The sequence below is a fragment of the Streptomyces cucumeris genome (assembly GCF_024295805.1).
GTDB classification, from domain to species: Bacteria; Actinomycetota; Actinomycetes; order Streptomycetales; family Streptomycetaceae; genus Streptomyces; species Streptomyces cucumeris.
In genome coordinates this window covers 14,417-37,620 of sequence record NZ_JANCLX010000047.1, presented here as the reverse complement: position 1 = coordinate 37,620, position 23,204 = coordinate 14,417, and the positions used below count along the sequence as shown (strand labels likewise).

The following is a 23,204-nucleotide window of genomic DNA, read 5'->3' as shown; positions in this document are numbered from 1 at the left end:
GTCAGGGGAATTGTTGGAGTCCAACAAAGGGTCAGGGCAGCAGGTCTCCATCAGCGAGACGTCCGAGGATCAGGGCTATGCGCAGCGTAAACGCCGACCTGACGTCGGAAGGTGACCATCCGGTGACGTCGGTCACACGTCGTAGCCGGTAGCGGACGGTGTTGGGGTGCACGAAGAGCATCCGGGCCGCGCCCTCCAGACTGCTGGCCTGTTCCAGGTACACACTCAGCGTTTCCAGCAGCGCGGAGCCGGCTTCCTCCAGCGGTCTGTAGATCTCCTCCACCAGTTGCTCGCGGGCGGCCGGATCCCCGGCCATCGCCCGCTCCGGCAGGAGATCGTCCGCCAGCACCGGCCGCGGCGCGTCCGGCCATGCGGTGCACGCCTTGAGTCCGGCCGCGGCGGCGCCCGCCGAGCGGGTCGCGGCCAGCAGATCGGAGACCACCGGACCGGCCACCACCGGCCCCGGGGCGTACGGGCCGATCAGGGCCTTCGCCGCCTGGAGCGGATTGTCCGAACCGCCCGCGACCACCACCAGACGGTCGCCGAGCACACCGGTGAGCACCTGGAGCTTGGCGTGCCGGGCGGCCCGCCGGATCGCCTCCACGGTCAGTTCGCTGTCCCCGTCCGGGGCGGTGCCCAGCACCACGCATACGCATTCGGGCGCGTTCCAGCCGAGGGCGGCGGCACGGGACAGCGCCCCCTCGTCCGCCTCACCCGACAGCACCGCGTTGACCACCAGGGACTCCAGCCGGGCGTCCCAGGCACCGCGTGCCTCGGCCGCCTGCGCGTACACCTGGGCGGTGGCGAAGGCGATCTCCCGCGCGTACACCAGCAGCGCCTCGCGCAGCACCGACTCATCGCCCGGTGCCGCCACCTCGTCGATGGCGGACTCCATGACCTCGATGGTGGTCCGCACCATCTCCACGGTCTGCCGCAGGGTGATCGCCCGGGTCAGCTCGCGCGGGGCGGTGCCGAAGACATCGGTGCTGATCGCCTGGGGGGCCTCCGGATGCCGGAACCACTCGGTGAAGGCCGCGATACCCGCCTGTGCCACCAGCCCGATCCAGGAGCGGTTCTCGGGCGGCATCGCCCGGTACCACGAGAGCTGCTCGTCCATGCGCGTGATGGCGGCGGCGGCCAGCTTCCCGGATGACTTCTCCAGGCGGCGCAGGGTGGCACTGTGGGGATGAGGGAGGTTCGCGGCTGGTTCAGGCACGAGGACAAGACTGCCTTATCGGGTGGAGTACGCGGGGGGCGGGGAGCTACGGGGTGGTAGGGGACGGGGCGGCGGAGCCGGAAGGGGAGCGCACTACCGTGGACCGGGTGAAGTGGATACAGCGGTCCGGTGCACGGTATCCGGGCGGGGACGGGACCGGCATCGAGACGCGCCACGCCTTTTCCTTCTCCGGGCACTACGACCCGGAGAATGTGCGCTTCGGACTGCTCGTGGCCTGCAACGAGGAGCGGCTCGCGCCCGGCGCGGGCTTCGCCGAGCACCCCCACCGCGATCTGGAGATCGTGACCTGGGTGGTGGCCGGCGAGCTCACCCACGAGGACTCCACCGGCGCCCGGACCGTGGTCCGCCCCGGCGATGTGCAGCGGCTCAGCGCGGGCAGTGGAGTGCGTCACACCGAGCGGAACGCGGGCCCGGAACCGCTGGTCTTCGTACAGATGTGGCTGGTCCCCGGCCCCGGGGCCGCCACCGAGCCCGGGTACGAGGTGGTGCGCGGTATCGCCGACGGCACCCCGTACGCGCTGGAGCGCACCGAGGCGGTGCTGCACATCCGGCGGCTCGTCGACGGTGAGCGCACCGCACTGCCCGACGCGCCCTGGCTCTACGTCCACACGGTGCGCGGCACGGTGCGGATCGGGGACGGCACGCTGGGCGCGGGGGACGCGGCCCGGGTGCGGGACGCGGACGGGCTGGAGGCGTGTGCGGAGGGTCCTGCGGAGCTGCTGGTGTGGGAGATGCACGCCGAACCGGTGTACGGCTGAGGTCGTGACCGGTCCGGGGGTCCCGCCGCCCGGTTCAGGGGTCCTGTCCGGTCCGGGCCCTGCCCGTCCGGCGGTCAGCGGGTGCGCAGCTCCGTGAGGACCGCGTCGGTCAGGGCGGGCCAGACCTCCACGGCCCAGGGGCCGAAGGGCCGGTCGGTCAGGACCGCACAGGCCGCCCCGGCCTCGGGGTCGACCCACAGGAAGGTGCCGGACTGGCCGAAGTGGCCGAAGGTACGCGGCGAGGAGGAACCGCCGGTCCAGTGCGGGGACTTGCCGTCGCGTATCTCGAAGCCCAGTCCCCAGTCGTTGGGGCGCTGGTGGCCGTAGCCGGGCAGCACCCCGGTCAGCCCCGGGTGCACCACGGAGGTCGCCTCGGCCAGCGTCTGGGGCGCCAGCAGCCGCGGGGCCTGGAGCTCGGCGGCGAACCGCACCAGGTCGTCCACGGTGGAGACGCCGTCCCTGGCGGGGGAGCCGGGCAGATCGGTCGCCGTCATACCGAGCGGCTCCAGCACCGCCTGGCGCAGATACTCGCCGAAGGGGATGTCCGTCGCCTTGGCGAGGTGGTCGCCCAGCACCTCGAAGCCCGCGTTGGAGTACAGCCGTCGGTTGCCGGGGGCGGCGACCGTGCGGTGCTCGTCGAAGGCCAGTCCGGAGGTGTGTGCGAGCAGGTGGCGGACGGTGGAGCCCTCGGGCCCGGCTGGTTCGTCCAGCTCGACCGCGCCCTCCTCGACGGCGACCAGTACGGCGTAGGCGGCGAGCGGCTTGGTCACCGAGGCGAGCGGGAAGCGGCGGTCGGCCGGGCCGTATGAACCGGTCCGGGTGCCGTCCGCCGTGACGACGGCCGCCGCCGCCGTGGGGACCGGCCAGTTCTCGATCATCCGCAGGCTCTCCATGGCCCTGAGCCTAGTCCCCGCCCGATCCGGCCCCGGAATCCGCTTGCTTGGAGTGCACTCGAACTCCATAGCGTTGTCCCGGGAGTGGTACGCGCACACAGCAGCGATGGGCGAGAGGGTGTTTCGGCATGACCGTGATGGAGAGCGCTCCGGTTCCGGCGAAGCCGCGGGTCTGCGCGGAGGACCACGGGTATCCGCGTCCGACCGGCCAGGACCGCTACACGATCAGCGAGGTGGCGGCGCACACCGGGCTGACCGCGCACACGCTGCGCTGGTACGAGCGGATCGGGCTGATGCCGCATGTGGACCGCACCCACACCGGGCAGCGCCGGTTCACCAACCGCGATCTGGACTGGCTGGAACTGGTGGGCAAGCTGCGGCTGACCGGGATGCCGGTGGCGGACATGGTGCGCTACGCCGAGATGGTCCGCGCCGGTCAGGAGACCTTCGGGGAGCGCGAGGAACTGCTGACCGAACACCGGGAGAACGTCCGGGCGCGGATCGCGGAGCTCCAGAGCACGCTGGAGGTCATCGACTACAAGATCGGGATCTACTCCGACGCGCGGCGCCGGGCGGAGGGCGCCTGACACAGGACCCTGCGCGTCCGGAGTGGCTGCGCCGCCCCGGCCGCGCAGCCACTCCGCCACTCCGCTGCTCAGCCGCTCAGCCGCTCTCAGCCATGGAGGGCCGTCAGCGCCACCGTCACACCCAGCACCACGAACGCGACGGCGGCGCGCACCAGGACGGCCCGCCCCGTCCCCGCCCCCTCCCGACGGGCCTCGGGGCGCTCCCGGCCGTCCAGGGCGAAGAGCCCGGCACAGAGCACCGCGAGCGCGGACGGCCGGGGGTCATATGAGGTCATGGCGGCAGTCCTGGGCGCCTTCGGCGCGGTCGGCGCACCGGATCCCGCCGAACCGTCCCAGGGTGATCCGGGCGAAGTTGCGCAGCGAGTCCGTACCGGGGGCGAAGTAGCCGGTGTGGCCCTGGGCGCGGTCGGCGGAGACGACCCGGGCGCCGAAGGACCGGTCGGTCGGGTCCTCGCCGTGGCCGACGCCCAGGAACGCATAGCCCGTCACCCGGCGTATCCAGTCGGTGCTGTCCCGCGCCGCCCACACCCGGGCGGGCGTGTGCAGTCCCCCGGCGCTGTCCGCGCGCATCCCGGGACTGCCCAGGACCACCAGATCGGAGACCCGGGTACGGTCCATCGCGGAGGCGGCGAGCCCGCAGAGCACCGAGCCGTAGCTGTGGCAGAAGACGGTGGGTGGCGACTCGGCGGTGGCCGCGGTGGTCACCGCCAGGCCCGCGAGGAACCGGTCGAGACGCGGCGCCCCCGCCTCGGCCAGCCTGCTGGTCGCGGCGTCCGGGCCGAGCCCGGCGGGGGTGGTGTAACCGACCCAGGCCACCACGGCGGTGGGGGTGTCCGGCGCCTCCCCGGCCATCCGGGCCCGCAGCGACCGTGCCATCCCGACGGGTGTGCCGAACCGGTCGTGATCGCGGTCGAAGACGTTCAGATCGATATCGGAGCCGGGCACCACGACGGCCGTGCGCCGCGCCGCCGCCAGATCGCCGAACACCTCGGCCACCTGGCCCCGGCCGCGCGGATCGAAGGCGAGGATCTGACGGCCCGGGGAGAGCAGGGTGGTGTAGCGCCGGACGAGCGGGCTGTGCGGGTCGGCGGTGCGCTCCTCGGCGCGCGCGGCCCTGATGGCGCGGGCGTTGGCCGCGTAGCGCAGGGCGAGCGGCGCGCCGTCGAGATTGCCCACCACCTGGGGATGGCGGACGGCCAGGGTCCGCTGCTGGGCCGCGCCGAGCCCGGCGAAGAAGCGGGCGATCCGGGCCGGGGAGGCGGTGGCCGGGTCCGGAAGCTGCCGCGCGGCGCCCGGCAGCGAGTGATCGGCGCGCCAGGCGGAGGTGCCGGGCGGCGGCCCGGTGATCGCCTGCTCCTCATGGGCGACGGTCCATCCGGCCGTCGCGGCCACGATGGTGACGGTGAGCGCGGCCGTGATCAGACGGCGGGCGTAGTGCCTGGGTCGGTGCGTCTGGGACATGGCCGCGGGTTCCCTCTTCCGTTCGGTGGCGAGGGAAACGTAGGGAGCCGGTGGGTGGCCGGGCGTCACACCGCGGTGCCAAGTCGGACGTCATACCGGGGTAGGGGGTGGTTCAGCCGAACGGCCCCCGGGCGGCGGGGTGTTCACCACGCCGCGGCGGCCCGGCCGGAGCAGACCTCGGGCCGGTCGCGGTGGTCCCCGCCTGAACCGGGAGGGCGATGGCCGTGACACGGCGCTGCGGGAACCGCGCGCGTATCCGCGGAGCGTCGGAGCACCGGCCACCATCCGGGGCGGTGTGGTGCGCACGGGCCGCACCGTGGACGTGGCCGTCCGGCCGGTCACCACCCGGGTGCCCCCGTCCCGCTCGGTCGGCACAGGGGCCGGCCCGTGTGTGACCCGAGGACATCCGGCCGTCCTCGGCGCGTTCCCCTACTGACCGCCGGGCGACACCAGCCCCGACTCATAGGCGAAGATCACCGCTTGGGCCCGGTCCCGCAGTTCCAGCTTGGCCAGCACCCGGCCGATATGGGTCTTCACCGTCTGCTCGGCCAGCACCAGCGTTTCGGCAATCTCCTGGTTGGACAGTCCGCGCGCGATCAGCTCCAGCACCTCCGTCTCCCGCGGTGTCAGCCCGCCGCGGCGCAGCGCGAGGGCGTCCTGGCGGCGGGACGCCGGGCGCTGCCGGGCGAAGTCGGCGATCAGACGGCGGGTGACGGAGGGGGCGAGCAGCGCCTCGCCCGCCGCCACCACCCGCACCGCGGAGATCAGATCGGCGGGCGGGGCGTCCTTGAGCAGAAAGCCGCTGGCCCCGGCGCGCAGCGCCTCGTAGACGTAGTCGTCGACGTCGAAGGTGGTGAGCATCAGCACCTTGGGGCGGTGGATCACCCCGCGCGGCGGGTCGAGCAGCCGGCGGGCCGCCTCCAGCCCGTCCATCTCCGGCATCCGGACGTCCATCAGCACCACATCGGGGTGGGTGCGCCTGCTGACCTCCACACCCTGCCGTCCGTCGGGCGCCTCGCCGACGATGTCGATATCGCTCTGCGCGGCGAGCAGCGCGGCGAACCCCGCCCGCACCATCGCCTGGTCGTCGACGATGATCACCTTGATGGTCATGTGTCCGTCTCTTCGAGCTCTACGAGGGGCAGCCGGGCGGCGACCCGGAAGCCGCCGCCGGGCAGTGGGCCGGTGTCGAGCATGCCGCCCACCAGCCGGACCCGCTCGACCATGCCGACCAGACCGTGGCCGGTGCCGGTGGTCTCCAGCGGGGTGGTGGGCACACCGGTCGGCGGCCCGTTGACGATCAGGACGGTGAGCGCGGCGGGATCACCGGCGGCCGAGACCGAGACCTGGGTGGCGGCGCCGGGTGCGTGGCGCACCACGTTCGCCAGCGCCTCCTGCACGATCCGGTACGCCGACAGCTCCACCGCCTGGGGCAGCGGACCGAAGTCGAGGACGGCGTCGGCGACGGTCAGCTCGGTCGGTATCCCGGCCCGCACGGTGGCCTCGACCAGCTGCGGCACCTGGCGCAGCCCCGGCTGCGGTGCCCGCTCACCACGGGTCTCCTCACTGCGCAGCACACCCAGCAGCCGGCGCATCTCGGCGAGGGACTCCCGGGCGGTGGCCGCTATGGAGCCGAACTCCCGCTCCGCGTCGGGCGGGAGGCCGCCGATCCGGTAGGGCGCGCTGTCCGCCTGCACGGTGATGACGGACATATGGTGGGCGACCACGTCATGCAGCTCACGGGCGATCCGGGCGCGCTCCTCCAGCAGGGTGCGATGGGCGCGTTCGGCCTCGCTGATGGTCTCCTGCTCGGCCAGCCGCCGCTGGACGTCGCCGCGTTCGCGCAGCGCGCCGCCGATCAGCAGCACCACACCGCTGAGCACGAAGAGCAGCACCCCGCTGCTGTCGGCCTGGCTGTGCACGCCCGTGCCGAGCGCGAGTCCGGCGCCGCCGGTGACCAGCCACACCGCCACCAGCGTGGGCCGCGGTTCGCGCAGCGCGAGGGCCAGCATCAGGAAGAGGTAGCCCACGATCCCGGCGGGCAGCCAGGGCCAGATCTGGTGCTCCATACCGGGGTTGAGCACCATCACCGCGCCCAGCACATCGCTGATGATGGTGATCCACCACGCCTGGAGGGGGCGGGTGACGGCGAGCAGCAGCGGGGTGACCTGGGCGACGGCCAGCAGGATGGCGGATTCGCCGCTCTCCCCGTAGTCGTTGGTCAGCACCTGGGCGGAGACCGGGACCAGTATCGCGGTGAGCACCATCGCCACCCCGTACGGGACCCCGCGCAGCCAGCGCCGGTGGGAGGTGGAGAACAGCGGGATGGCCGGGTAGCTGGGGGTCACCAGGGCGCGGAACAGACCGCCCACCTGCCGCCGGGCGGCCTTGAACAGGCTCTCGTGCGCGGTGGACGGGGCGTCGGCGGACAGGGCGCCAGAGGTGGCGGCGTCGGCGGAGGAAGTGCTGGACATGGCGGCTTCAGCGTAGGGTTCCGCGGCGTTTCCGACGTCATACCTGGGAGTCGGATACAGGTCATACCTGGGTATGGGTGCGGCCCGGGTGGCGCATGGCCGCCGCTTATAGCTCCGCCAGCAGTTCGGCCTTCTTCGCGCTGAACTCCTCGTCCGTCAGCAGCCCCTGGCTGTGGAGCTCGCCGAGATGGCGGATGCGCTCGGCGATATCGGCGGGGTCACGGCGGGTGTCGGTGGCACGGGCCGCGGCGGGGGCGGTCTCGGTGCCCTGGCCCGGGTTCCCGGCCCGTACGGCCTCCAGTACGGCGGCGGCGAACGGCAGCGACTGGTGGACCAGGCCGTAGCCCATCCCGAACACCACGGCCGCGGGGTCGTGGTCGGCCCGGCCGGCGGGGCGGTCCTCGGTGGCGCGCTCGACCAGCCGCAGATGGCCGTTGCCGTTCTTGGCGGCGCCCTCCTTGGGGGCGGCGCCCGCGGAGCCCTTGCTCTCCGGGGAACACCACTCCACACCGCTCAGGTCGTCGATCCGGAAACGCTGGTCCCCGGCCTTCCACTTGGCGGAGGAGGCGCCGGTCCAGAACCAGCGGAAGGAGACCTCCTTGCCGTCGAAGGACGCCTTGCCGTCGTACGCCTTGAACGACATCGGCGGCACGGGGGCGTTGACCAGGTGGGTTTCGGCGGGGGCGGCGGCATCGGGGGCGAGCGCACCGCGTATCTCGTCCGCGTAGTACTCGGCCAGCGTCTCGCGCTCGGCGGGCAGCACCAGCCGGTACGGGTCGTACGCCTCCTTGAGCTGGCCGTCCGCGACGTCCATCAGAGGGTCGGCGCCGGGTCTGGGCACGGCACGCAGCACCACGGTGCCTCGTTTGCCGGGAGCGAGCTCCACCGCGGACAGCGCCTCGAAGGGGACGCGGCGTTCGCCGAGTGCCTGGAGCAGCTTCGGCGTGCGGATCCCCCGTTCGAAGCGGATGAGCACGGAGTCGGTGTCGAACTCCCAGACGGTCTGAAAACCGGCCAGCACATCACCCATGCGGCTCATCGTATGCGGCGGTGGCCCGCCCGTCCCCCCTTGAGCGCTACGCGCGTCGCGTCTGTGGTGTGCGGTCAGGTCAGCCCGGCGGTGCATTCGTCACCGTCCGCGCAGCTCACGGACTGGACCGCGCCGACGCCCACCCGCGCCAGGTTGTCCAGGCTGGTCGTACCGGGCTCGAAGTACCCCGCGTGACCGTCCGCGCCGTCGGCGGAGAGCCTGCGAGCACCGAAGCCGGAGGAGTACGGATCGGCGCCGTGGCCGAGTCCGCCGACCTCCAGATGCGGAATGTCCTCGATCCAGTCCCCGGAGTCGCGCATCGCCCAGACCCGGGCGCTGGTGCCCAGGTCGGAGGCGTGGTCGGCGCGCATTCCGGGGCTTCCGGCCACCGCGATATCGGTGACGCTCGGCGGCAGGTCACGTGCGGCGACACCGCACACCACCGAGCCGTAGCTGTGGCACATCAGGGAGACCCGGGAGGGCGCGGGCAGCGCGTTGACCAGGCCCCGCAGCCGCAGTGCGCCCTGGGCGGCCAGCTTGCCGGTGGCGGCGTCCATGCCGATGCCCGCCGGGGAGGTGTAGTCGGCCCACGCGATCACGGCGCTACGGGTCTCCGGGGCGTCGGTCCGCTCGTTCCGGTAGAGGGCACGGGCCATACCGACGGTGGCGGAGTACGGCTTCCCGGTCTTCTGGAAGGTGAGGATGTTGGTGTCCACGCCCGGCACCACGATCGAGACCCGGCCCGCGTGCGCGAGGTCACCGAAGACCTCGGCGGCCCGGCCCTGGCCGGCGGGGTCGAACGCGAGGATCTGGCGGCCGGGGCCGAGCAGGTCCTGGTAGCGGTCCATCCTGCGGGTGGCGTCGGTGCGGCCCAGCGGGGTGAGTCTGCTGTCGTGCATCCGCTGCCGCTCCACGGCCATGGCCTGGCGCAGGGCGACCCGGTTGGCTCGGTAGCGCAGGTCCACGGGCGCACCGTTGAGATTGCCGACGACGAGCGGGAAACGGCGGACGAGCCGGTCGGTCCCGGCCTTGTCCAGCGCGTCGAACCAGCGGCTCAGCCGCCGCGGCGAGGAGTACGGGTCGGGCAGCGGGTGACCCTTCAGGGTGGCGTGGCGCCAGGCGTCGACCGACGCGGCCAGCGGGTCCCGGTCGCCTCTCTGGGCCCGTACGGCCGTCCAGCCGGTGGTGGCGAGCAGGACGAACACCACCGCCAGCGCGAGCAGGGCGCGCCAGGCGGCGGAACCGGGAGAGGGGGAGCTGAGCTCCGGGAAGGAAGTCACCGCGGGACACACTAGGAGAAGTGCGGTGGTGGTCGCCAAATGCCGTGAGTCATATCACGTTTGGCAACCGTCCAACGTGGGAGCTATGTCCGATTTAATGGTTTTTGCTCCAATGTTCGGCGAGAGCCGGTCCCACATAGTCGAGTTGATGGGCGGCGATGTCCCGCAGCGCCGTCGTGCTGAGGTCGTCCCGCTCGCCCCACAGCTTCCCGGTGACCCGGATCACTCCGCCGAACATCGCCACCACCAGACGCGGCCGGGGGTCCTCGTCGATGTCCAGCCCCTCGCGGCGGGCGATCTCCCGGGCCAGCCGCTCCTCCATCTCCATCGTCCGGCGCAGATGGACCGCGAGCAGGGTGGGCGTCGACTCGATCACCCGGTACATCCGCAGATGGAGTTCGGTCGGCACCAGCTCCTCGATGGTCTCGCCCATCCGGTCCCAGGCGTCCAGGACCGCGGTGCGCAGCGCCGTCAGCGGCGCTTCGCCGGTCGGCCGGGCGCACAGCGAGTCGAAGCACAGTGCCTCCGCGGCCCCTTGGGTCGCGAAGGCGACCTCCTCCTTGTTGGCGAAGTAGCGGAAGAAGGTGCGCTGGGAGACATCGACCGCCTCGACGATCTCGTCGATGGTGGTCTCGTCGTATCCCTGGCGGGTGAACAGTTCGAAGGCGGTGCGCACCAGGGCGCCCCGGGTGCGCTGCTTCTTCCGCTCGCGCAGTCCGGTCGGCGCGGCCGCCGCCGCGGTCGCCGCCGCCTCGTCCGTTGTCACCTGTCGGCTCGCTTCCTGTCCGGATCCGGCTGCGATCCGTATCGTGCTCGGGCTGCGTTCGGGCTGCTCAGAATACCTGTGGGGAAGTAGACAGCAACCCGCGGATGAATCCATTTGTCAAATGTCAGAGGCTGACATTAGCCTCCGGACATGACGTCTTCGACCACCGTCGCCGACCAGGCGGCGGAACCTCCGCCCATATCCGACTCCCGCAAGGGGCTGCGGGGTCATCCCTGGCTGACGCTGCTGACCGTCGCCTTCGGCGTGGCGATGGTCGCCCTCGACAGCACCATCGTGGCCATCGCCAACCCGGCCATCGCCCAGGACCTCGGCGCCTCGCTCGCCGACGCCCAGTGGATCACCAACGGCTATCTGCTCGCCCTGGCCGTCGCGCTGATCACGGCGGGCAAACTGGGTGACCGCTTCGGCCACCGGCAGACCTTCCTCATCGGCGTGGTCGGCTTCGCGCTCTCCTCCACCGCCATCGGCTTCTCCTCGACCGTGCCGCTGGTGGTGTCCTTCCGGGTGCTCCAGGGCCTGTTCGGCGCACTGCTGATGCCCGCGGCGCTCGGTCTGCTGCGCGCCACCTTCCCCGCCGAGAAGCTCAACATGGCCATCGGTATCTGGGGCATGGTCATCGGTGCCTCCACGGCGGGCGGACCGATCGTCGGCGGACTGCTCGTGGAGCACGTCAACTGGCAGTCCGTCTTCTTCATCAATCTGCCGGTCGGTCTGCTCGCCCTGGTGCTGGGGCTGTTCATCCTGGTCGACCACCGTGCGGTGAAGGCGCCGAAGTCCTTCGACATCCCGGGCATCCTGCTGCTCTCCGGCGGGATGTTCTTCCTCATCTGGGCGGTCATCAAGTCCTCGGAGTGGAGCTGGGGCGACCCCAAGACCCTGCTCTTCCTGGGACTTGCGGCCATCAGCTTCGTGGCGTTCGCCTTCTGGGAGAACCACACCGCCGAACCGCTGATCCCGCTCGGCATGTTCCGCTCGGTCCCGCTCTCCGCGGGCACCGTGCTGATGGTGCTGATGGCCTTCGGCTTCATGGGCGGACTCTTCTTCGTCACCTTCTATCTCCAGAACGTGCACGGGATGAGCCCGGTCAAGAGCGGGCTTCATCTGCTGCCGCTGACCGCGATGATGATCGTGTCCTCGCCGGTGGCGGGCGCCGTCATCACCAAGATCGGGCCGCGGGTCCCGCTGGTGGTCGCCATGTCGCTGACCGCCGTCGCGCTGTTCGGCGCCTCCACGATGGATGTGGACGCCTCCACCCTCGAGATGTCGCTGTGGTTCGGTCTGCTCGGCCTCGGCCTCGCCCCGGTGATGGTCGGTGCCACCGAGGTCATCGTGGGCAATGCGCCGATCGAGCTCTCCGGTGTCGCCGGAGGTCTCCAGCAGGCGTCCATGCAGGTTGGCGGAAGCATCGGTACGGCCGTCCTGGGCGCGGTGATGGCGGCCAAGGTGGACGACGACCTGCCCGCCAAGTGGTCCGGCGCCAAACTGCCGCCGCTGACCGGTGAGCAGATGTCCAAGGCGTCCGAAGCGGTGGAGGTCGGCCGGGCGCCGGTCGCCAAGGGCACTCCGCCGGAGCTCGCGGGCAAGATCACCAGCGTGGCGCATGACACCTTCGTCTCGGGGATGAGCCTGGCGTTCGTGGTCGCCGGAGTGGTCGCGGTGGTCGCGGCGGTGGTCGCCGCCTTCACCAAGCGCGGGACCAACGCGGAGGCGGGCGCCGGGGCGGGACACATCTGAGCCCTGACGGGCGTGTTCGCGGTGTCCCGCCGGGTCCGCGCGTCCCACCGGGTCCGCGACGCCCGGCGAGCCCGGACGCGCCTGACGGGAAACCGGTTGCGGGATCCGGGTGGGACACCCCCTATCAGGGTGGCTCCCGCCCGACTCCGTGGTGGACAGCGGGAGTCGGCCGACAGGCTGACTCCCGTTTCTGCTGTACTCACACGGGGAGTCCGTTCACCATGCGCCCATCGCGCGCCATCGTCACCACGACCGTCACCGCGGCCCTCGCCGCCCTCGCCCTCACCGCGATGGCGCCGGCCCAGGCCGCGCCGCCACCACTCGGCGACTGCGACGCCGGACAGCTCTGCCTGTGGCATGGAACCGGCTTCACCGGACCGCGCCAGGTCCATGAACTGACCGGCACCGATATCGAGAGCTGTATCGCCCTGCCGTCCGGAGGCTCCGCCGCCTCGCTGGCCAACCGCACCGGACGGCCCGTCACCGCGTACCAGAGCGCGGAGTGCGCCGAGACCGCTGAGTTCCGCACCTATCCCACCGGTAGCTGGTCGCCGGAAACCGCTTACCGGGTACGGGCCTTCAAGATCTGGGAGCGCTGAGCGGCACCGGGCATACGACGGGGCCCCGGCCGGAATCACATCCGGCCGGGGCCCCGTTCGCGTCAGAAGGGGACGGCTACGCGTCGCCGCCCGCCGGGCCGGGGTCGGCCGCGGCTACGTCCAGAAGCTGGTAGCGGTCGATCGCCTGCTTCAGCACCGAGCGGTCGATCTTGCCTTCCTTGGCCAGCTCCGTGAGCACCCCGAGCACGATCGACTCGGCGTCGATGTGGAAGAAGCGGCGCGCCGCTCCCCGGGTGTCGGCGAAGCCGAAGCCGTCGGCGCCCAGCGACTGGTAGGTGCCCGGCACCCAGCGCGCGATCTGGTCCGGAACGGCACGCATCCAGTCGGAGACGGCCACCTTCGGGCCCTCGGTGTCCGCCAGCTTCCGGGTGACGTACGGAACGCGCTGCTCCTCCTCCGGGTGGAGCAGGTTGTGCTCCTCGGTCTCCACCGCGTCACGGCGCAGCTCGTTCCAGGAGGTCGCCGACCAGACGTCCGCCTTGACGTCCCAGTCCTCGGCCAGCATGCGCTGGGCCTCGACCGCCCACGGCACCGCGACACCGGAGGCGAGGATCTGGGCCGCGTGCGCACCCTTCTCGCCCTGCTTGTAGCGGTACAGGCCCTTGAGGATGCCCTCGCGGTCCACGTTCTCCGGCTCGGCCGGGTGCTGGATCGGCTCGTTGTAGACGGTGAGGTAGTAGAAGACGTCCTCACTGTTCTCGCCGTACATCCGGCGCAGGCCGTCCTGCACGATGTGGGCGATCTCGTAGCCGAACGCCGGGTCGTACGCGACGACCGCGGGGTTGGTCGAGGCCAGCAGCTGCGAGTGGCCGTCGGCGTGCTGGAGGCCCTCACCGGTCAGGGTCGTACGACCGGCGGTCGCGCCCAGGACGAAACCACGCGCGAGCTGGTCGGCCATCTGCCAGAACTGGTCGCCCGTGCGCTGGAAGCCGAACATCGAGTAGAAGACATAGACCGGGATCATCGGCTCGCCATGGGTGGCGTAGGCCGAGCCCGCCGCGATCAGCGAGGCCGTACAGCCCGCCTCGGAGATGCCGTCGTGCAGCATCTGTCCGGTCGGCGACTCCTTGTACGCGAGCAGCAGCTCACGGTCGACCGACTCATAGGTCTGGCCCAGCGGGTTGTAGATCTTCGCCGAGGGGAAGAGCGAGTCCATGCCGAAGGTGCGGTACTCGTCCGGTGCGATCGGCACGAAACGCTTGCCGATCTCCTTGTCCCGCATCAGGTCCTTCAGCAGCCGGACGAACGCCATGGTGGTGGCGATCGACTGCTGGCCGGAGCCCTTCCGCACCGCGGCGTACGTCTTGTCGCCCGGCAGCGCCAGCGGCTTCGCGCGCACGACCCGGGTCGGCGCGTAGCCGCCCAGCGCCTTGCGGCGGTCGTGCATGTACTGGATCTCCTCGGAGTCCCGGCCCGGGTGGTAGTACGGCGGCAGGCCGGACTCCAGCTCCTTGTCCGGGATCGGCAGGTGCAGCCGGTCGCGGAAGCCCTTGAGGTCGTCGACGGTCAGCTTCTTCATCTGGTGGGTCGCGTTGCGGCCCTCGAAGTTCGGACCGAGCGTCCAGCCCTTGACCGTCTGCGCCAGGATCACGGTCGGCTGGCCCTTGTGGGCCTTGGCCGCCGCGTAGGCCGCGTAGATCTTCCGGTGGTCGTGACCGCCGCGGCCCAGGTGCAGGATCTGGTCGTCGGTCATGTGTTCGACCATCGAGCGCAGCCGCTGGTCGTCACCGAAGAAGTGCTCGCGGATGTAGGCGCCGGTCTCGGTCGCGTAGGTCTGGAACTGACCGTCCGGCGTGGTGTTCAGCTTGTTGATCAGCAGACCGGTGCGGTCCTGGGCGAGCAGCGGGTCCCAGCTCCGGTCCCATACCAGCTTGATCACGTTCCAGCCGGCGCCGCGGAACTGCGACTCCAGCTCCTGGATGATCTTGCCGTTGCCGCGCACCGGGCCGTCGAGCCGCTGGAGGTTGCAGTTGACCACGAAGGTCAGGTTGTCCAGACCCTCACGGGCGGCCAGCGAGAGCTGGCCGAGCGACTCCGGCTCGTCCATCTCGCCGTCGCCGAGGAACGCCCAGACATGGGAACCGGAGGTGTCGGCGATACCGCGCGACTGCATATAGCGGTTCATCCGGGCCTGGTAGATCGCGCCCAGCGGGCCCAGACCCATGGAGACGGTCGGGAACTCCCAGAAGTCCGGCATCGACCGCGGATGCGGGTAGCTGGACAGGGCGTGACCGGCCTTGGACTTCTCCTGGCGGAAACCGTCCAGGTGCGCTTCGCTCAGGCGGTCCAGCAGGAAGGCGCGGGCGTAGATACCGGGGGAGGCGTGCCCCTGGAAGAAGATCTGGTCGCCGCTGTCGTTGTCCTTGCCGCGGAAGAAGTGGTTGAAGCCCACGTCGTACAGCGAGGCGGAGGAGGCGAAGGTGGCGATATGGCCACCGACCCCGATACCGGGGCGCTGCGCCCGGGAGACCATCACCGCCGCGTTCCAGCGGGTGGCGTTGAGGATCTTGCGCTCGATCTCCTCATTGCCCGGGAAGAACGGCTCGTTCTTGGTGGCGATGGTGTTGATGTAGTCCGTGCTGCGCATCTCGGGCACGGCCACACGCTTCTCGCGGGCGCGCTCGATCAGGCGAAGCATCAGGTAGCGGGCACGTTCCCGGCCACGCTCATCGACGGCTGCGTCGAGCGAGTCGAGCCATTCCTGGGTTTCCTCGGGATCGAAGTCCGGGACCTGGCTGGGAAGGCCGCCAATGATGATCGGGTTGCGATCGGATCCGGAAGCCACGCTATTCCTTCGCTTTTCGGTCGTGCTGTGCACGGACATGGATTCGTGCTCTAGGGGTCGCGCCGGTCTCCATCGTGTACCTCGGGTACGGGATACGTCATCTCTACTGGTTGGTAACCGCCACCAGGCGAGATGGGCGCTGCGGGCCGGTCGGGTGGGACGGCCAAATCGCAACCATACGCCCACGACGGAGGGGATCTGCGTACGACCGTTCGGCTCCGGGTCGGCGTAGGGTGGCGATACACATACGTAAGCCGGACATAATGGGGCAATCTGCATGGCTTCCCGCTGGTTCGCGCCGCTCTTCCCTGATGGGAGTTGCGGCGAGACGTCAACGTTTGGGCGGGATCGCTGGCCGGGTACTTGCGCGATCCGCCCGGCCCGTGTGGACTACGCCCCATGAACCCTCGCGTACGCGCGCGGGGTCACCCGAGCCGAAGAGTGAACGAAAGATGACAGGAGGCAATCCGTGAGCGCGACCGCGGACCACGCGGAGGAGCAGACCAACCTGGCCGCGAGGCTGGGTTTCCAGCCCGAGCAGGTGGTCCAGGAGATCGGCTACGACGACGATGTCGACCAGGAGCTCCGCGAGGCCATCGAGGAGTCCACCGGCCAGGAACTCGTCGACGAGGAGTACGACGACGTGGCCGACGCCGTGGTGCTGTGGTTCCGAGAGGACGACGGCGATCTGACGGACGCGCTGGTGGACGCCCTCCAGATGATCGACGACGGCGCCCCGGTGTGGCTCTTCACGCCCAAGACCGGCCGCGACGGCTATGTCGAGCCGAGTGACATCAACGAGGCCGCGACCACCGCGGGCCTCTCCCAGACGAAGAGTTTCAGCGCGGGCAAGGACTGGACCGGCAGCCGCCTGGTCACCCCGAAGGCCGCCCGCGCCAGCAAGCGCTGAGACCGGGAAACCACACGTCCGAGCCCCCCTCCGTTCGCTTTCGGAGGGGGGCTCGGCGCGTAGGGTGGACGCCACGCACGTGATCACATGAGCGAGAGAGCGAAGGGACATCCCATGGCGATAGAGGTCGGTTCCAAGGCCCCCGACTTCGAGCTGAAGAGCCAGCACGGAGAGACGGTCAGGCTCTCCGACTTCCGCGGCGAGAAGAACGTCGTGCTCCTCTTCTACCCGTTCGCCTTCACCGGCGTGTGCACCGGCGAACTGTGCGCCCTGCGCGACGAGCTGCCGACCTTCGTCAATGACGATGTGCAGCTCCTCGCGGTCTCCAATGACGCGCCCTTCAGCCTGCGCGTCTTCGCCGAGCAGGAGGGTCTGGAGTACCCGCTGCTGTCGGACTTCTGGCCGCACGGCGAGGCCAGCCGCGCCTACGGCGTCTTCGACGAGGAGAAGGGCTGCGCGGTGCGCGGCACATTCGTGATCGACAAGGAGGGCGTGGTGCGCTGGACCGTGGTCAACGGTCTGCCCGACGCCCGGGACCTGAACGACTACGTGAAGGCCCTGGAAGCCCTCTGAGCCGCGGGCGCGTCCGCGCGCCGCGAAACCCTGTGGCCACCGGGAACCGCTCACTAGGATCGACGCGTTGATCCTTACGGGTTCCGCAAGGCTCACCGAAGGTATCCGCATCCACCATGAGGGGGCACGCAGTGCTCCTGACGAACCTTTTTTGGGAGGACTCGTGGGAGTCAGCCTCAGCAAGGGCGGCAACGTCTCGCTGACCAAGGAAGCCCCGAACCTGACCGCGGTCATCGTCGGTCTGGGCTGGGACGCCCGCACCACCACGGGCACCGACTTCGACCTCGACGCCAGCGCCTTGCTGACGAACCCCGAGGGCAAGGTCGCCAACGACCAGAACTTCGTGTTCTTCAACAACCTCAAGAGCCCCGACGGCTCCGTCGAGCACACCGGTGACAACATCACCGGTGAGGGCGAGGGCGACGACGAGCAGATCAAGGTGAACCTGGCCGGTGTCCCGGCCGATGTCGCCAAGATCGTGTTCCCGGTGTCCATCTACGACGCCGAGTCCCGCCAGCAGAGCTTCGGCCAGGTGCGCAACGCGTTCATCCGCGTCGTGAACCAGGCCGACAACCAGGAGCTGGCCCGCTACGACCTGTCCGAGGACGCCTCGACCGAGACCGCCATGGTCTTCGGTGAGCTGTACCGGAACGGGGCGGAGTGGAAGTTCCGCGCCATCGGCCAGGGGTACGCCTCGGGGCTGCGCGGTATCGCGCAGGACTTCGGCGTCAACGTCTGACCGTCGCCACGGCCCTCCGTGGACCGCGTGTGCGCACCACCGGTGGGCACACGCGGCCCACGGCGGTACCACCGCGTTCCGGCGCCGCATCCCTGTACCTGGCAGGAGTGCGGCGCCGGACGCGCTCAGCGCACGCAACACCCGGGGAGGAACCAGGATCATGGGCGTCACGCTCGCCAAGGGAGGCAATGTCTCCCTCTCGAAGGCCGCGCCGAACCTCACACAGGTGCTCGTCGGTCTGGGATGGGATGCGCGCTCCACCACCGGAGCGCCGTTCGACCTCGATGCCAGCGCGCTGCTGTGCCAGAACGGGCGGGTGCTCGGCGATGAGTACTTCGTCTTCTACAACAACCTCAAGAGCCCCGAGGGCTCCGTCGAGCACACCGGTGACAATCTCACCGGTGAGGGCGAGGGTGACGACGAGTCCCTGCTGCTCGATCTGTCCGCGGTGCCGCCGCAGGTCGACAAGATCGTCTTCCCTGTGTCCATCCATGACGCCGATGCCAGGCGTCAGACGTTCGGGCAGGTCAGCAATGCCTTCATCCGCGTGGTGAACCAGGCCGACGGCCAGGAGCTGGCCCGCTATGACCTGTCCGAGGACGCCTCCGGCGAGACCGCGATGATCTTCGGTGAGGTCTATCGCTACGGGGGCGAGTGGAAGTTCAGGGCCGTGGGACAGGGGTACGCGTCGGGACTGCGCGGCATCGCTCTAGACTTCGGGGTCAACGTTTCGTAAAGCCGCGTACAGCGCGCGGGGGAGACCTTACGAAGAAGGATTGGGTTGCCTGTGCTCCTCAAAACCTTTGGTTGGTCGTTCGCCGTAACGGCGGGCGGTCTGGCCTTGGCCGGCGTCCTCTGGGGGTGGAAGGGGCTCCTGATCGTCGGGATGCTTTCCATCCTGGAGATTTCGGTCTCGTTCGACAACGCGGTCATCAATGCGGGCATTCTTCGCAAGATGAATGCCTTCTGGCAGAAGCTCTTCCTGACCGTCGGCATCCTGATCGCCGTCTTCGGTATGCGGCTCGTCTTCCCGGTGCTGATCGTCGCCATCACCGCGAAGCTCGGGCCGATCGAGGCCATCGACCTTGCGATCAACGACAAGGAAAAGTACGAACACCTGGTCACGTCGGCCCATCCGTCGATCGCCGCGTTCGGCGGGATGTTCCTGCTGATGATCTTCCTCGACTTCGTCTTCGAGGAGCGTGACATCAAGTGGCTGTCCTGGCTGGAGCGGCCGCTGGCCAAGCTGGGCAAGCTGGACACGCTCTCGATCGTGGTCGCGCTGGGCGTCCTGCTGGTCACCGCGACCACCATGGCCACCGATGTCGCCCACGGGGGCGGTGACAAGAGCGCCACGGTGCTCCTCGCCGGTGTCGCCGGTGTGCTCACCTATCTGATCGTCGGCGGTATCTCCGGCTACTTCGAGGACAGGCTCGAGGAGGACGAGGAGGACGACGAGGACGAGAACGAGGGCGACGAGAAGGCCGTGGCCGCCGGGAACGGCGGCCGGCGCGGTGGACCCACCGTGGTGGGCCTGGCCGGCAAGGCCGCGTTCTTCATGTTCCTCTACCTCGAGGTCATCGACGCGTCCTTCTCCTTCGACGGGGTCATCGGCGCCTTCGCCATCACCAACGACATCTTCGAGATGGCGCTGGGTCTGGGTATCGGCGCGATGTACATCCGGTCCCTGACCGTCTACCTGGTCCGCAAGGGCACCCTGGACGAGTACGTCTACCTGGAGCACGGCGCGCACTACGCCATCGGCGCGCTCGCTCTCATCCTGCTGGCCACCATCAAGTTCGAGATCAACGAGGTCATCACCGGCTCGGTGGGTGTGCTGCTGATCGGTGCCTCGTACTGGTCCTCGGTGGTCCGCAACCGCCGCGAGACCGCGGGCGACGGAAGCGGGGAACAGACGGAAGTCTCCTCCGGAGTGTGACCGGGGGGCGTTTGAGGAACGCTCTGAGCGGGGCGGCCGAGAGTTTCAGCTCCCGGCCGCCCCGCGGCAGTTCACGCAGGCGGGAGCCATGAAGGGTGGGGGTGTGCACGATGGCGTTCTGGAGCAACTGGGGGCGGGCCGCGTGGCGCGAGTTCGACAGCGGTGACGCGTCCGGAGTGGTCGAGCTGACCAAACGGCACTCCATGATCTCCCTGACCAAACAGGGCGCAGCCAGCGGCAACCTCCGGATCAATCTCTCCTGGCAGATGCGGACCTCGGATTTCAACGAGTCCGGCCGCGGCTCGCTGCGCCATCCGCTGCGGATGTTCAAGCCGCAGGTGGTCCAGGCCCAGGGCCCCGCGATGGTCAACGTGGACCTCGACCTGGCGGTGATGTACGAGCTGAAGAGCGGCACCAAGGGTGTGGTCCAGCCGCTCGGCAACTTCTTCGGCAATCTCAATGAGCCGCCGTACGTCAAGCTCAGCGGGGACGACCGGTTCGGCTCGGGCACCGGCGAGACGATCTACATCAACATGGACCACAAGGACGACATCAAGCGGCTGCTGGTGTTCGTCTACATCTACGACGGCACCCCCGCCTTCGACCGCACCCACGGCATGGTGACGCTCTACCCGAGCAATGGCCCCCGGGTGGAGATCGCCCTCCATGAGCGGGCCCCGCAGGCCCGCTCCTGCGCCGTGGTCATGATCGAGAACGTCAAGGGCGAGATGCTGGTGCGCCGCGAGGTGAAGTACGTCTACGGCTTCCAGGCGGAGCTGGACCGGCTGTACGGCTGGGGGCTCCAGTGGGGCCGGGGCTACAAGGCCAAGGTCTAGGCCCGCGGGGCCGAGGTCCGGCCCCGCGTCCGCCGCGCTAGCGGTTCTGGAACTGCGGCCCCTGCGGCGGCAGCGTGAAATTGGGGTCCGGCACCGGCGCGGGCAGCGGCGGCGGGGGCGGTACCGCCCCGGTGGGCTGCACCTGCTGCGGATAGCCGTACGCGGGTGGCTGCGGGTAGCCGTACGACGGCTGGGCGTAGGGCTGCTGTCCCGGGGCCGGATAGCCCGGGGGCGGCGGAGGCGGTGAGGAGGGCTGGGGCGGCACATAGCCGTACCCGTCGCCCTGTGCCGCGGCCGGGGGCATCCGCTGCGGCTCCCACGGGTCCGGCGTCGGCCCCTGGGGGCGCGGCTGGGGCTGCGGCGGCGGAAAGCCGTATCCGGTCCCGGGCGTGGGCACCTGCGGCGGCAGCGCCTGGGTCTCGGCCTGCGACGGGGTGGGCGAGGACGGCGGCGGCGGGGTCGGCGCGGAGGACGGCGGTGGCGGGGTGGTGGACGCCGACGGGGGCTCGGCGGCGCTCTCCGGCCCGTCCGGCTCCGCCGGCGCGGACGCCGCGCCCCCGCCCTCACCGTCGTCCACCGAGATGCCGTACTCGGTGGCCAGGCCCATCAGACCGGACTCATAGCCCTGGCCCAGTGCGCGGAACTTCCAGGCGTCCTTCCGCCGGTACAGCTCCCCGCAGATCAGCGCGGTCTCCGCGCCCGTCTCCGGCTGCACCTCGAAGACGGCGATCGGATCCGCGTCCGCCGCGGCCGTGGCGTCGTACAGCAGCAGGCTCAGATCCCGCACCCGCCCGAACGGGCCGCCGTCCGCGGACGCGGCCAGCACCACCCGGTGCACCCCGGACTCCAGACCGGCCAGCTCGGCCTCGATGGTGTCGGTCAGCCCGTCCTGCGCCCGCTTCTTCGGCAGGTGGCGGACCAGGCCCGAGGGGTGGCGCGGCTGGTTGTAGAAGACGAAGTCCTCGTCCGAACGCACGCGGTCGTCCCCGGCCAGCAGGAGTGCCGAGGCGTCGACATCGGGTACGTCGGTGCCGGGGGTCCAGCGCAGTACCGCCCGTATCACCGTGGTCTCGAGCGGGATGTTCGATCCCTTCAGCATCGCGTGCGTCATGACCGCAATCCTGCCCTCCCGGACTGCTCCGGGACAACGCAGGGTGCGGGGGCGGAGGCGGTGCGCGTCCGGTGCGCGGGGGCGCGGGACCGTTTCGGGGGCCGGTCGGGGGGAGGAACGGACATGGATCCGACCCCGATGAGTTACGCGATTTTCACGGTCTTGGGGAACTTTTGACCCTTCCCCGCACGTACGATTATCGGCCAACCGGGGGTCGGCACGGCCCGTACCGGGTAGCGGTAATACGGGGAGATACATGAGGCATTTTGGACACCTGCCGGATGAGGTACGGTCGGGCCTCTTTCACCGGGAGCCCGGTGAATTCACCGTGGCCTCGCCCGCCAGAACCCTGGCGGTCGCCCTCGGTGCCACCCTGTACTCGCCCGCCACCCGGCCCCGCCTCGCCGATGACATCGTCAAACAGGCAGGTCGCGGTGTGGTGTCCATGGTGCTCTGCCTGGAGGACTCCATCCATGACGCCGAGGTCACCGGCGCCGAGGAGAACCTCGTGCAGCAGCTCGGCGCACTCGCCGCACGCGGTGCGGAATCCGCGCTGCCGCTGCTGTTCATCCGCGTCCGCACCCCGGAGCAGATCGTCGACCTGGTCCGGAGGCTGGGTCCGACCGTCCGGCTGCTGTCCGGATTCGTACTGCCGAAATTCACCGAGGAACGCGGCGCCGCCTTCCTCGAAGCACTGATCTCCGCCGAGACCGCCGAGGCCACGGCCGCTCTCGGCGGACGGCGGCTCTTCGCCATGCCGGTCCTGGAATCCCCCGAGCTGATGCACCGGGAGACCCGCACCGAAACCCTCAGCGGTATCGGCCGGATCGTGGACAAGTACCGGGACCGGGTGCTGGCACTGCGGCTCGGCGTCACCGATCTGTGCTCCACGTACGCGCTGCGCCGGGCGCCCGATATGACCGCCTACGACGTCCAGATGATCGCCTCCGTGATCGGGGACGTGGTGAACATGCTGGGCCGGGCCGACGGCACCGGCTTCACCGTCACCGGACCGGTGTGGGAGTACTTCAAACAGCATGAGCGGATGTTCAAACCGCAGTTGCGGCTGAGCCCCTTCAGCGGCCGCGCGGAGGCGCTGCGCACCGCGCTCATCGAGCACGACATGGACGGTCTGCTGCGCGAGATCGAACTGGACCGGGCGAACGGCCTGATGGGCAAGACCTGTATCCACCCCACCCATGTCGCCCCGGTGCACGCGCTCTCCGTCGTCAGCCACGAGGAGTTCAGCGACGCGGCGGACATCCTGGAGCCCGAGCGGTACGGGGGCGGGGTGCTGCGTTCCTCGTACACCAACAAGATGAACGAGGTGAAGCCGCACCGCGCCTGGGCCGAGCGCACCATGCTGCGCGCCGAGGTGTTCGGTGTCGCCCGCGAGGACGTGAGCTTCGTGGAGCTGCTGTCGGCGAGTGTGCGGACGGCCTGAGATCTT

Annotated in this window: 22 protein-coding genes; 11 read left to right on the top strand and 11 right to left on the bottom strand. The window is 70.2% G+C overall.

Annotated elements, in window-relative coordinates:
• Positions 1–31: 31 nt before the first annotated feature.
• Positions 32–1,216, bottom strand: coding sequence for a PucR family transcriptional regulator (locus NMK44_RS38460; RefSeq protein WP_254752240.1), 1,185 nt, complete (start codon positions 1,214–1,216; stop codon positions 32–34).
• Positions 1,217–1,314: 98 nt separating this feature from the next.
• Between NMK44_RS38460 and NMK44_RS38455 the strand changes: the two genes are divergently transcribed.
• Complete coding sequence (locus NMK44_RS38455; RefSeq protein WP_374215402.1) at positions 1,315–1,995, top strand: pirin family protein; 681 nt, start codon at positions 1,315–1,317, stop codon at positions 1,993–1,995.
• Positions 1,996–2,069: 74 nt separating this feature from the next.
• On the opposite strand, the gene NMK44_RS38450 is transcribed toward NMK44_RS38455, so the two are convergent.
• A complete protein-coding gene (locus NMK44_RS38450; RefSeq protein WP_254752236.1) occupies positions 2,070–2,888 on the bottom strand; it encodes a serine hydrolase domain-containing protein in 819 nt (272 codons plus the stop codon).
• Positions 2,889–3,016: 128 nt separating this feature from the next.
• Here NMK44_RS38450 and NMK44_RS38445 point away from each other — a divergent pair, with 128 nt between their 5' ends.
• Positions 3,017–3,475 carry a MerR family transcriptional regulator gene (locus NMK44_RS38445; RefSeq protein WP_374215401.1) on the top strand — a complete coding sequence of 153 codons (459 nt, stop codon included), beginning with the start codon at positions 3,017–3,019 and terminating at the stop codon, positions 3,473–3,475.
• A gap of 86 nt (positions 3,476–3,561) precedes the next feature.
• On the opposite strand, the gene NMK44_RS38440 is transcribed toward NMK44_RS38445, so the two are convergent.
• The 7 genes from NMK44_RS38440 to NMK44_RS38410 all read right to left on the bottom strand — a co-directional run bounded on the left by NMK44_RS38440 (position 3,562) and on the right by NMK44_RS38410 (position 10,486).
• Positions 3,562–3,750, bottom strand: coding sequence for a hypothetical protein (locus NMK44_RS38440; RefSeq protein WP_254752234.1), 189 nt, complete (start codon positions 3,748–3,750; stop codon positions 3,562–3,564).
• On the bottom strand, positions 3,737–4,936 hold the full coding sequence (locus NMK44_RS38435) for an alpha/beta hydrolase (protein ID WP_254752232.1): 1,200 nt from the start codon (positions 4,934–4,936) through the stop codon (positions 3,737–3,739). The genes NMK44_RS38440 and NMK44_RS38435 overlap by 14 nt, the downstream gene beginning before the upstream one ends.
• A gap of 429 nt (positions 4,937–5,365) precedes the next feature.
• Positions 5,366–6,049 carry a response regulator gene (locus tag NMK44_RS38430; RefSeq protein ID WP_254752230.1) on the bottom strand — a complete coding sequence of 228 codons (684 nt, stop codon included), beginning with the start codon at positions 6,047–6,049 and terminating at the stop codon, positions 5,366–5,368.
• The gene (locus NMK44_RS38425; protein WP_254752228.1) at positions 6,046–7,410 is read right to left on the bottom strand and encodes a sensor histidine kinase; all 1,365 of its coding nucleotides are present in this window, start codon (positions 7,408–7,410) and stop codon (positions 6,046–6,048) included. The genes NMK44_RS38430 and NMK44_RS38425 overlap by 4 nt, the downstream gene beginning before the upstream one ends.
• A gap of 106 nt (positions 7,411–7,516) precedes the next feature.
• A complete protein-coding gene (locus NMK44_RS38420) occupies positions 7,517–8,440 on the bottom strand; it encodes a DUF4429 domain-containing protein (RefSeq protein WP_254752226.1) in 924 nt (307 codons plus the stop codon).
• Between the two features lie 74 nt (positions 8,441–8,514).
• Positions 8,515–9,720 carry an alpha/beta hydrolase gene (locus NMK44_RS38415; RefSeq protein ID WP_254752224.1) on the bottom strand — a complete coding sequence of 402 codons (1,206 nt, stop codon included), beginning with the start codon at positions 9,718–9,720 and terminating at the stop codon, positions 8,515–8,517.
• 94 nt (positions 9,721–9,814) lie between these two features.
• Positions 9,815–10,486, bottom strand: coding sequence for a TetR family transcriptional regulator (locus NMK44_RS38410; RefSeq protein ID WP_254752222.1), 672 nt, complete (start codon positions 10,484–10,486; stop codon positions 9,815–9,817).
• Between the two features lie 150 nt (positions 10,487–10,636).
• Here NMK44_RS38410 and NMK44_RS38405 point away from each other — a divergent pair, with 150 nt between their 5' ends.
• Positions 10,637–12,241: an MFS transporter gene (locus NMK44_RS38405; protein ID WP_254752220.1), complete on the top strand. Its 1,605-nt coding sequence runs from the start codon at positions 10,637–10,639 to the stop codon at positions 12,239–12,241.
• Between the two features lie 221 nt (positions 12,242–12,462).
• On the top strand, positions 12,463–12,840 hold the full coding sequence (locus NMK44_RS38400) for a peptidase inhibitor family I36 protein (RefSeq protein ID WP_374215400.1): 378 nt from the start codon (positions 12,463–12,465) through the stop codon (positions 12,838–12,840).
• A 76-nt stretch (positions 12,841–12,916) separates the two neighbouring features.
• On the opposite strand, the gene aceE is transcribed toward NMK44_RS38400, so the two are convergent.
• The gene (gene aceE / locus NMK44_RS38395) at positions 12,917–15,646 is read right to left on the bottom strand and encodes a pyruvate dehydrogenase (acetyl-transferring), homodimeric type (protein ID WP_254752218.1); all 2,730 of its coding nucleotides are present in this window, start codon (positions 15,644–15,646) and stop codon (positions 12,917–12,919) included.
• Between the two features lie 469 nt (positions 15,647–16,115).
• Here aceE and NMK44_RS38390 point away from each other — a divergent pair, with 469 nt between their 5' ends.
• The 6 genes from NMK44_RS38390 (at position 16,116) to NMK44_RS38365 (ending at position 20,643) form a co-directional block, all read left to right on the top strand.
• Entirely contained in the window at positions 16,116–16,556 is a 441-nt protein-coding gene (locus tag NMK44_RS38390; protein ID WP_254752216.1) for a DUF3052 domain-containing protein, read from the top strand.
• A 114-nt stretch (positions 16,557–16,670) separates the two neighbouring features.
• Entirely contained in the window at positions 16,671–17,129 is a 459-nt protein-coding gene (locus NMK44_RS38385) for a peroxiredoxin (RefSeq protein ID WP_254752214.1), read from the top strand.
• A 163-nt stretch (positions 17,130–17,292) separates the two neighbouring features.
• Positions 17,293–17,868, top strand: coding sequence for a TerD family protein (locus NMK44_RS38380; protein WP_254752212.1), 576 nt, complete (start codon positions 17,293–17,295; stop codon positions 17,866–17,868).
• A gap of 160 nt (positions 17,869–18,028) precedes the next feature.
• Positions 18,029–18,604 carry a TerD family protein gene (locus NMK44_RS38375; protein WP_254752210.1) on the top strand — a complete coding sequence of 192 codons (576 nt, stop codon included), beginning with the start codon at positions 18,029–18,031 and terminating at the stop codon, positions 18,602–18,604.
• Positions 18,605–18,655: 51 nt separating this feature from the next.
• Positions 18,656–19,807: a DUF475 domain-containing protein gene (locus NMK44_RS38370; protein ID WP_254752208.1), complete on the top strand. Its 1,152-nt coding sequence runs from the start codon at positions 18,656–18,658 to the stop codon at positions 19,805–19,807.
• Between the two features lie 110 nt (positions 19,808–19,917).
• Positions 19,918–20,643: a TerD family protein gene (locus NMK44_RS38365; RefSeq protein WP_254752206.1), complete on the top strand. Its 726-nt coding sequence runs from the start codon at positions 19,918–19,920 to the stop codon at positions 20,641–20,643.
• Between the two features lie 37 nt (positions 20,644–20,680).
• Here the strand turns inward: NMK44_RS38365 and NMK44_RS38360 are convergent, their stop codons facing one another.
• Positions 20,681–21,754 carry a TerD family protein gene (locus NMK44_RS38360; RefSeq protein ID WP_254752204.1) on the bottom strand — a complete coding sequence of 358 codons (1,074 nt, stop codon included), beginning with the start codon at positions 21,752–21,754 and terminating at the stop codon, positions 20,681–20,683.
• Between the two features lie 256 nt (positions 21,755–22,010).
• Here NMK44_RS38360 and NMK44_RS38355 point away from each other — a divergent pair, with 256 nt between their 5' ends.
• On the top strand, positions 22,011–23,198 hold the full coding sequence (locus tag NMK44_RS38355; protein ID WP_254752202.1) for an HpcH/HpaI aldolase/citrate lyase family protein: 1,188 nt from the start codon (positions 22,011–22,013) through the stop codon (positions 23,196–23,198).
• Positions 23,199–23,204 lie beyond the last annotated feature (6 nt).

What these genes read in the sequence shown, in the direction of transcription:
- NMK44_RS38430 (WP_254752230.1), bottom strand. Translation starts at nt 6,049, where the DNA reads ATGACCATCAAGGTGATCATCGTCGACGACCAGGCGATGGTGCGGGCG.
- NMK44_RS38420 (WP_254752226.1), bottom strand. Translation starts at nt 8,440, where the DNA reads ATGGGTGATGTGCTGGCCGGTTTTCAGACCGTCTGGGAGTTCGACACC.
- NMK44_RS38400 (WP_374215400.1), top strand. Translation starts at nt 12,463, where the DNA reads ATGCGCCCATCGCGCGCCATCGTCACCACGACCGTCACCGCGGCCCTC.
- NMK44_RS38425 (WP_254752228.1), bottom strand. Translation starts at nt 7,410, where the DNA reads ATGTCCAGCACTTCCTCCGCCGACGCCGCCACCTCTGGCGCCCTGTCC.
- NMK44_RS38375 (WP_254752210.1), top strand. Translation starts at nt 18,029, where the DNA reads ATGGGCGTCACGCTCGCCAAGGGAGGCAATGTCTCCCTCTCGAAGGCC.
- NMK44_RS38355 (WP_254752202.1), top strand. Translation starts at nt 22,011, where the DNA reads ATGAGGCATTTTGGACACCTGCCGGATGAGGTACGGTCGGGCCTCTTT.
- NMK44_RS38450 (WP_254752236.1), bottom strand. Translation starts at nt 2,888, where the DNA reads ATGGAGAGCCTGCGGATGATCGAGAACTGGCCGGTCCCCACGGCGGCG.
- NMK44_RS38405 (WP_254752220.1), top strand. Translation starts at nt 10,637, where the DNA reads ATGACGTCTTCGACCACCGTCGCCGACCAGGCGGCGGAACCTCCGCCC.
- NMK44_RS38365 (WP_254752206.1), top strand. Translation starts at nt 19,918, where the DNA reads ATGGCGTTCTGGAGCAACTGGGGGCGGGCCGCGTGGCGCGAGTTCGAC.
- NMK44_RS38360 (WP_254752204.1), bottom strand. Translation starts at nt 21,754, where the DNA reads ATGACGCACGCGATGCTGAAGGGATCGAACATCCCGCTCGAGACCACG.
- NMK44_RS38435 (WP_254752232.1), bottom strand. Translation starts at nt 4,936, where the DNA reads ATGTCCCAGACGCACCGACCCAGGCACTACGCCCGCCGTCTGATCACG.
- NMK44_RS38445 (WP_374215401.1), top strand. Translation starts at nt 3,017, where the DNA reads ATGACCGTGATGGAGAGCGCTCCGGTTCCGGCGAAGCCGCGGGTCTGC.
- NMK44_RS38385 (WP_254752214.1), top strand. Translation starts at nt 16,671, where the DNA reads ATGGCGATAGAGGTCGGTTCCAAGGCCCCCGACTTCGAGCTGAAGAGC.
- NMK44_RS38440 (WP_254752234.1), bottom strand. Translation starts at nt 3,750, where the DNA reads ATGACCTCATATGACCCCCGGCCGTCCGCGCTCGCGGTGCTCTGTGCC.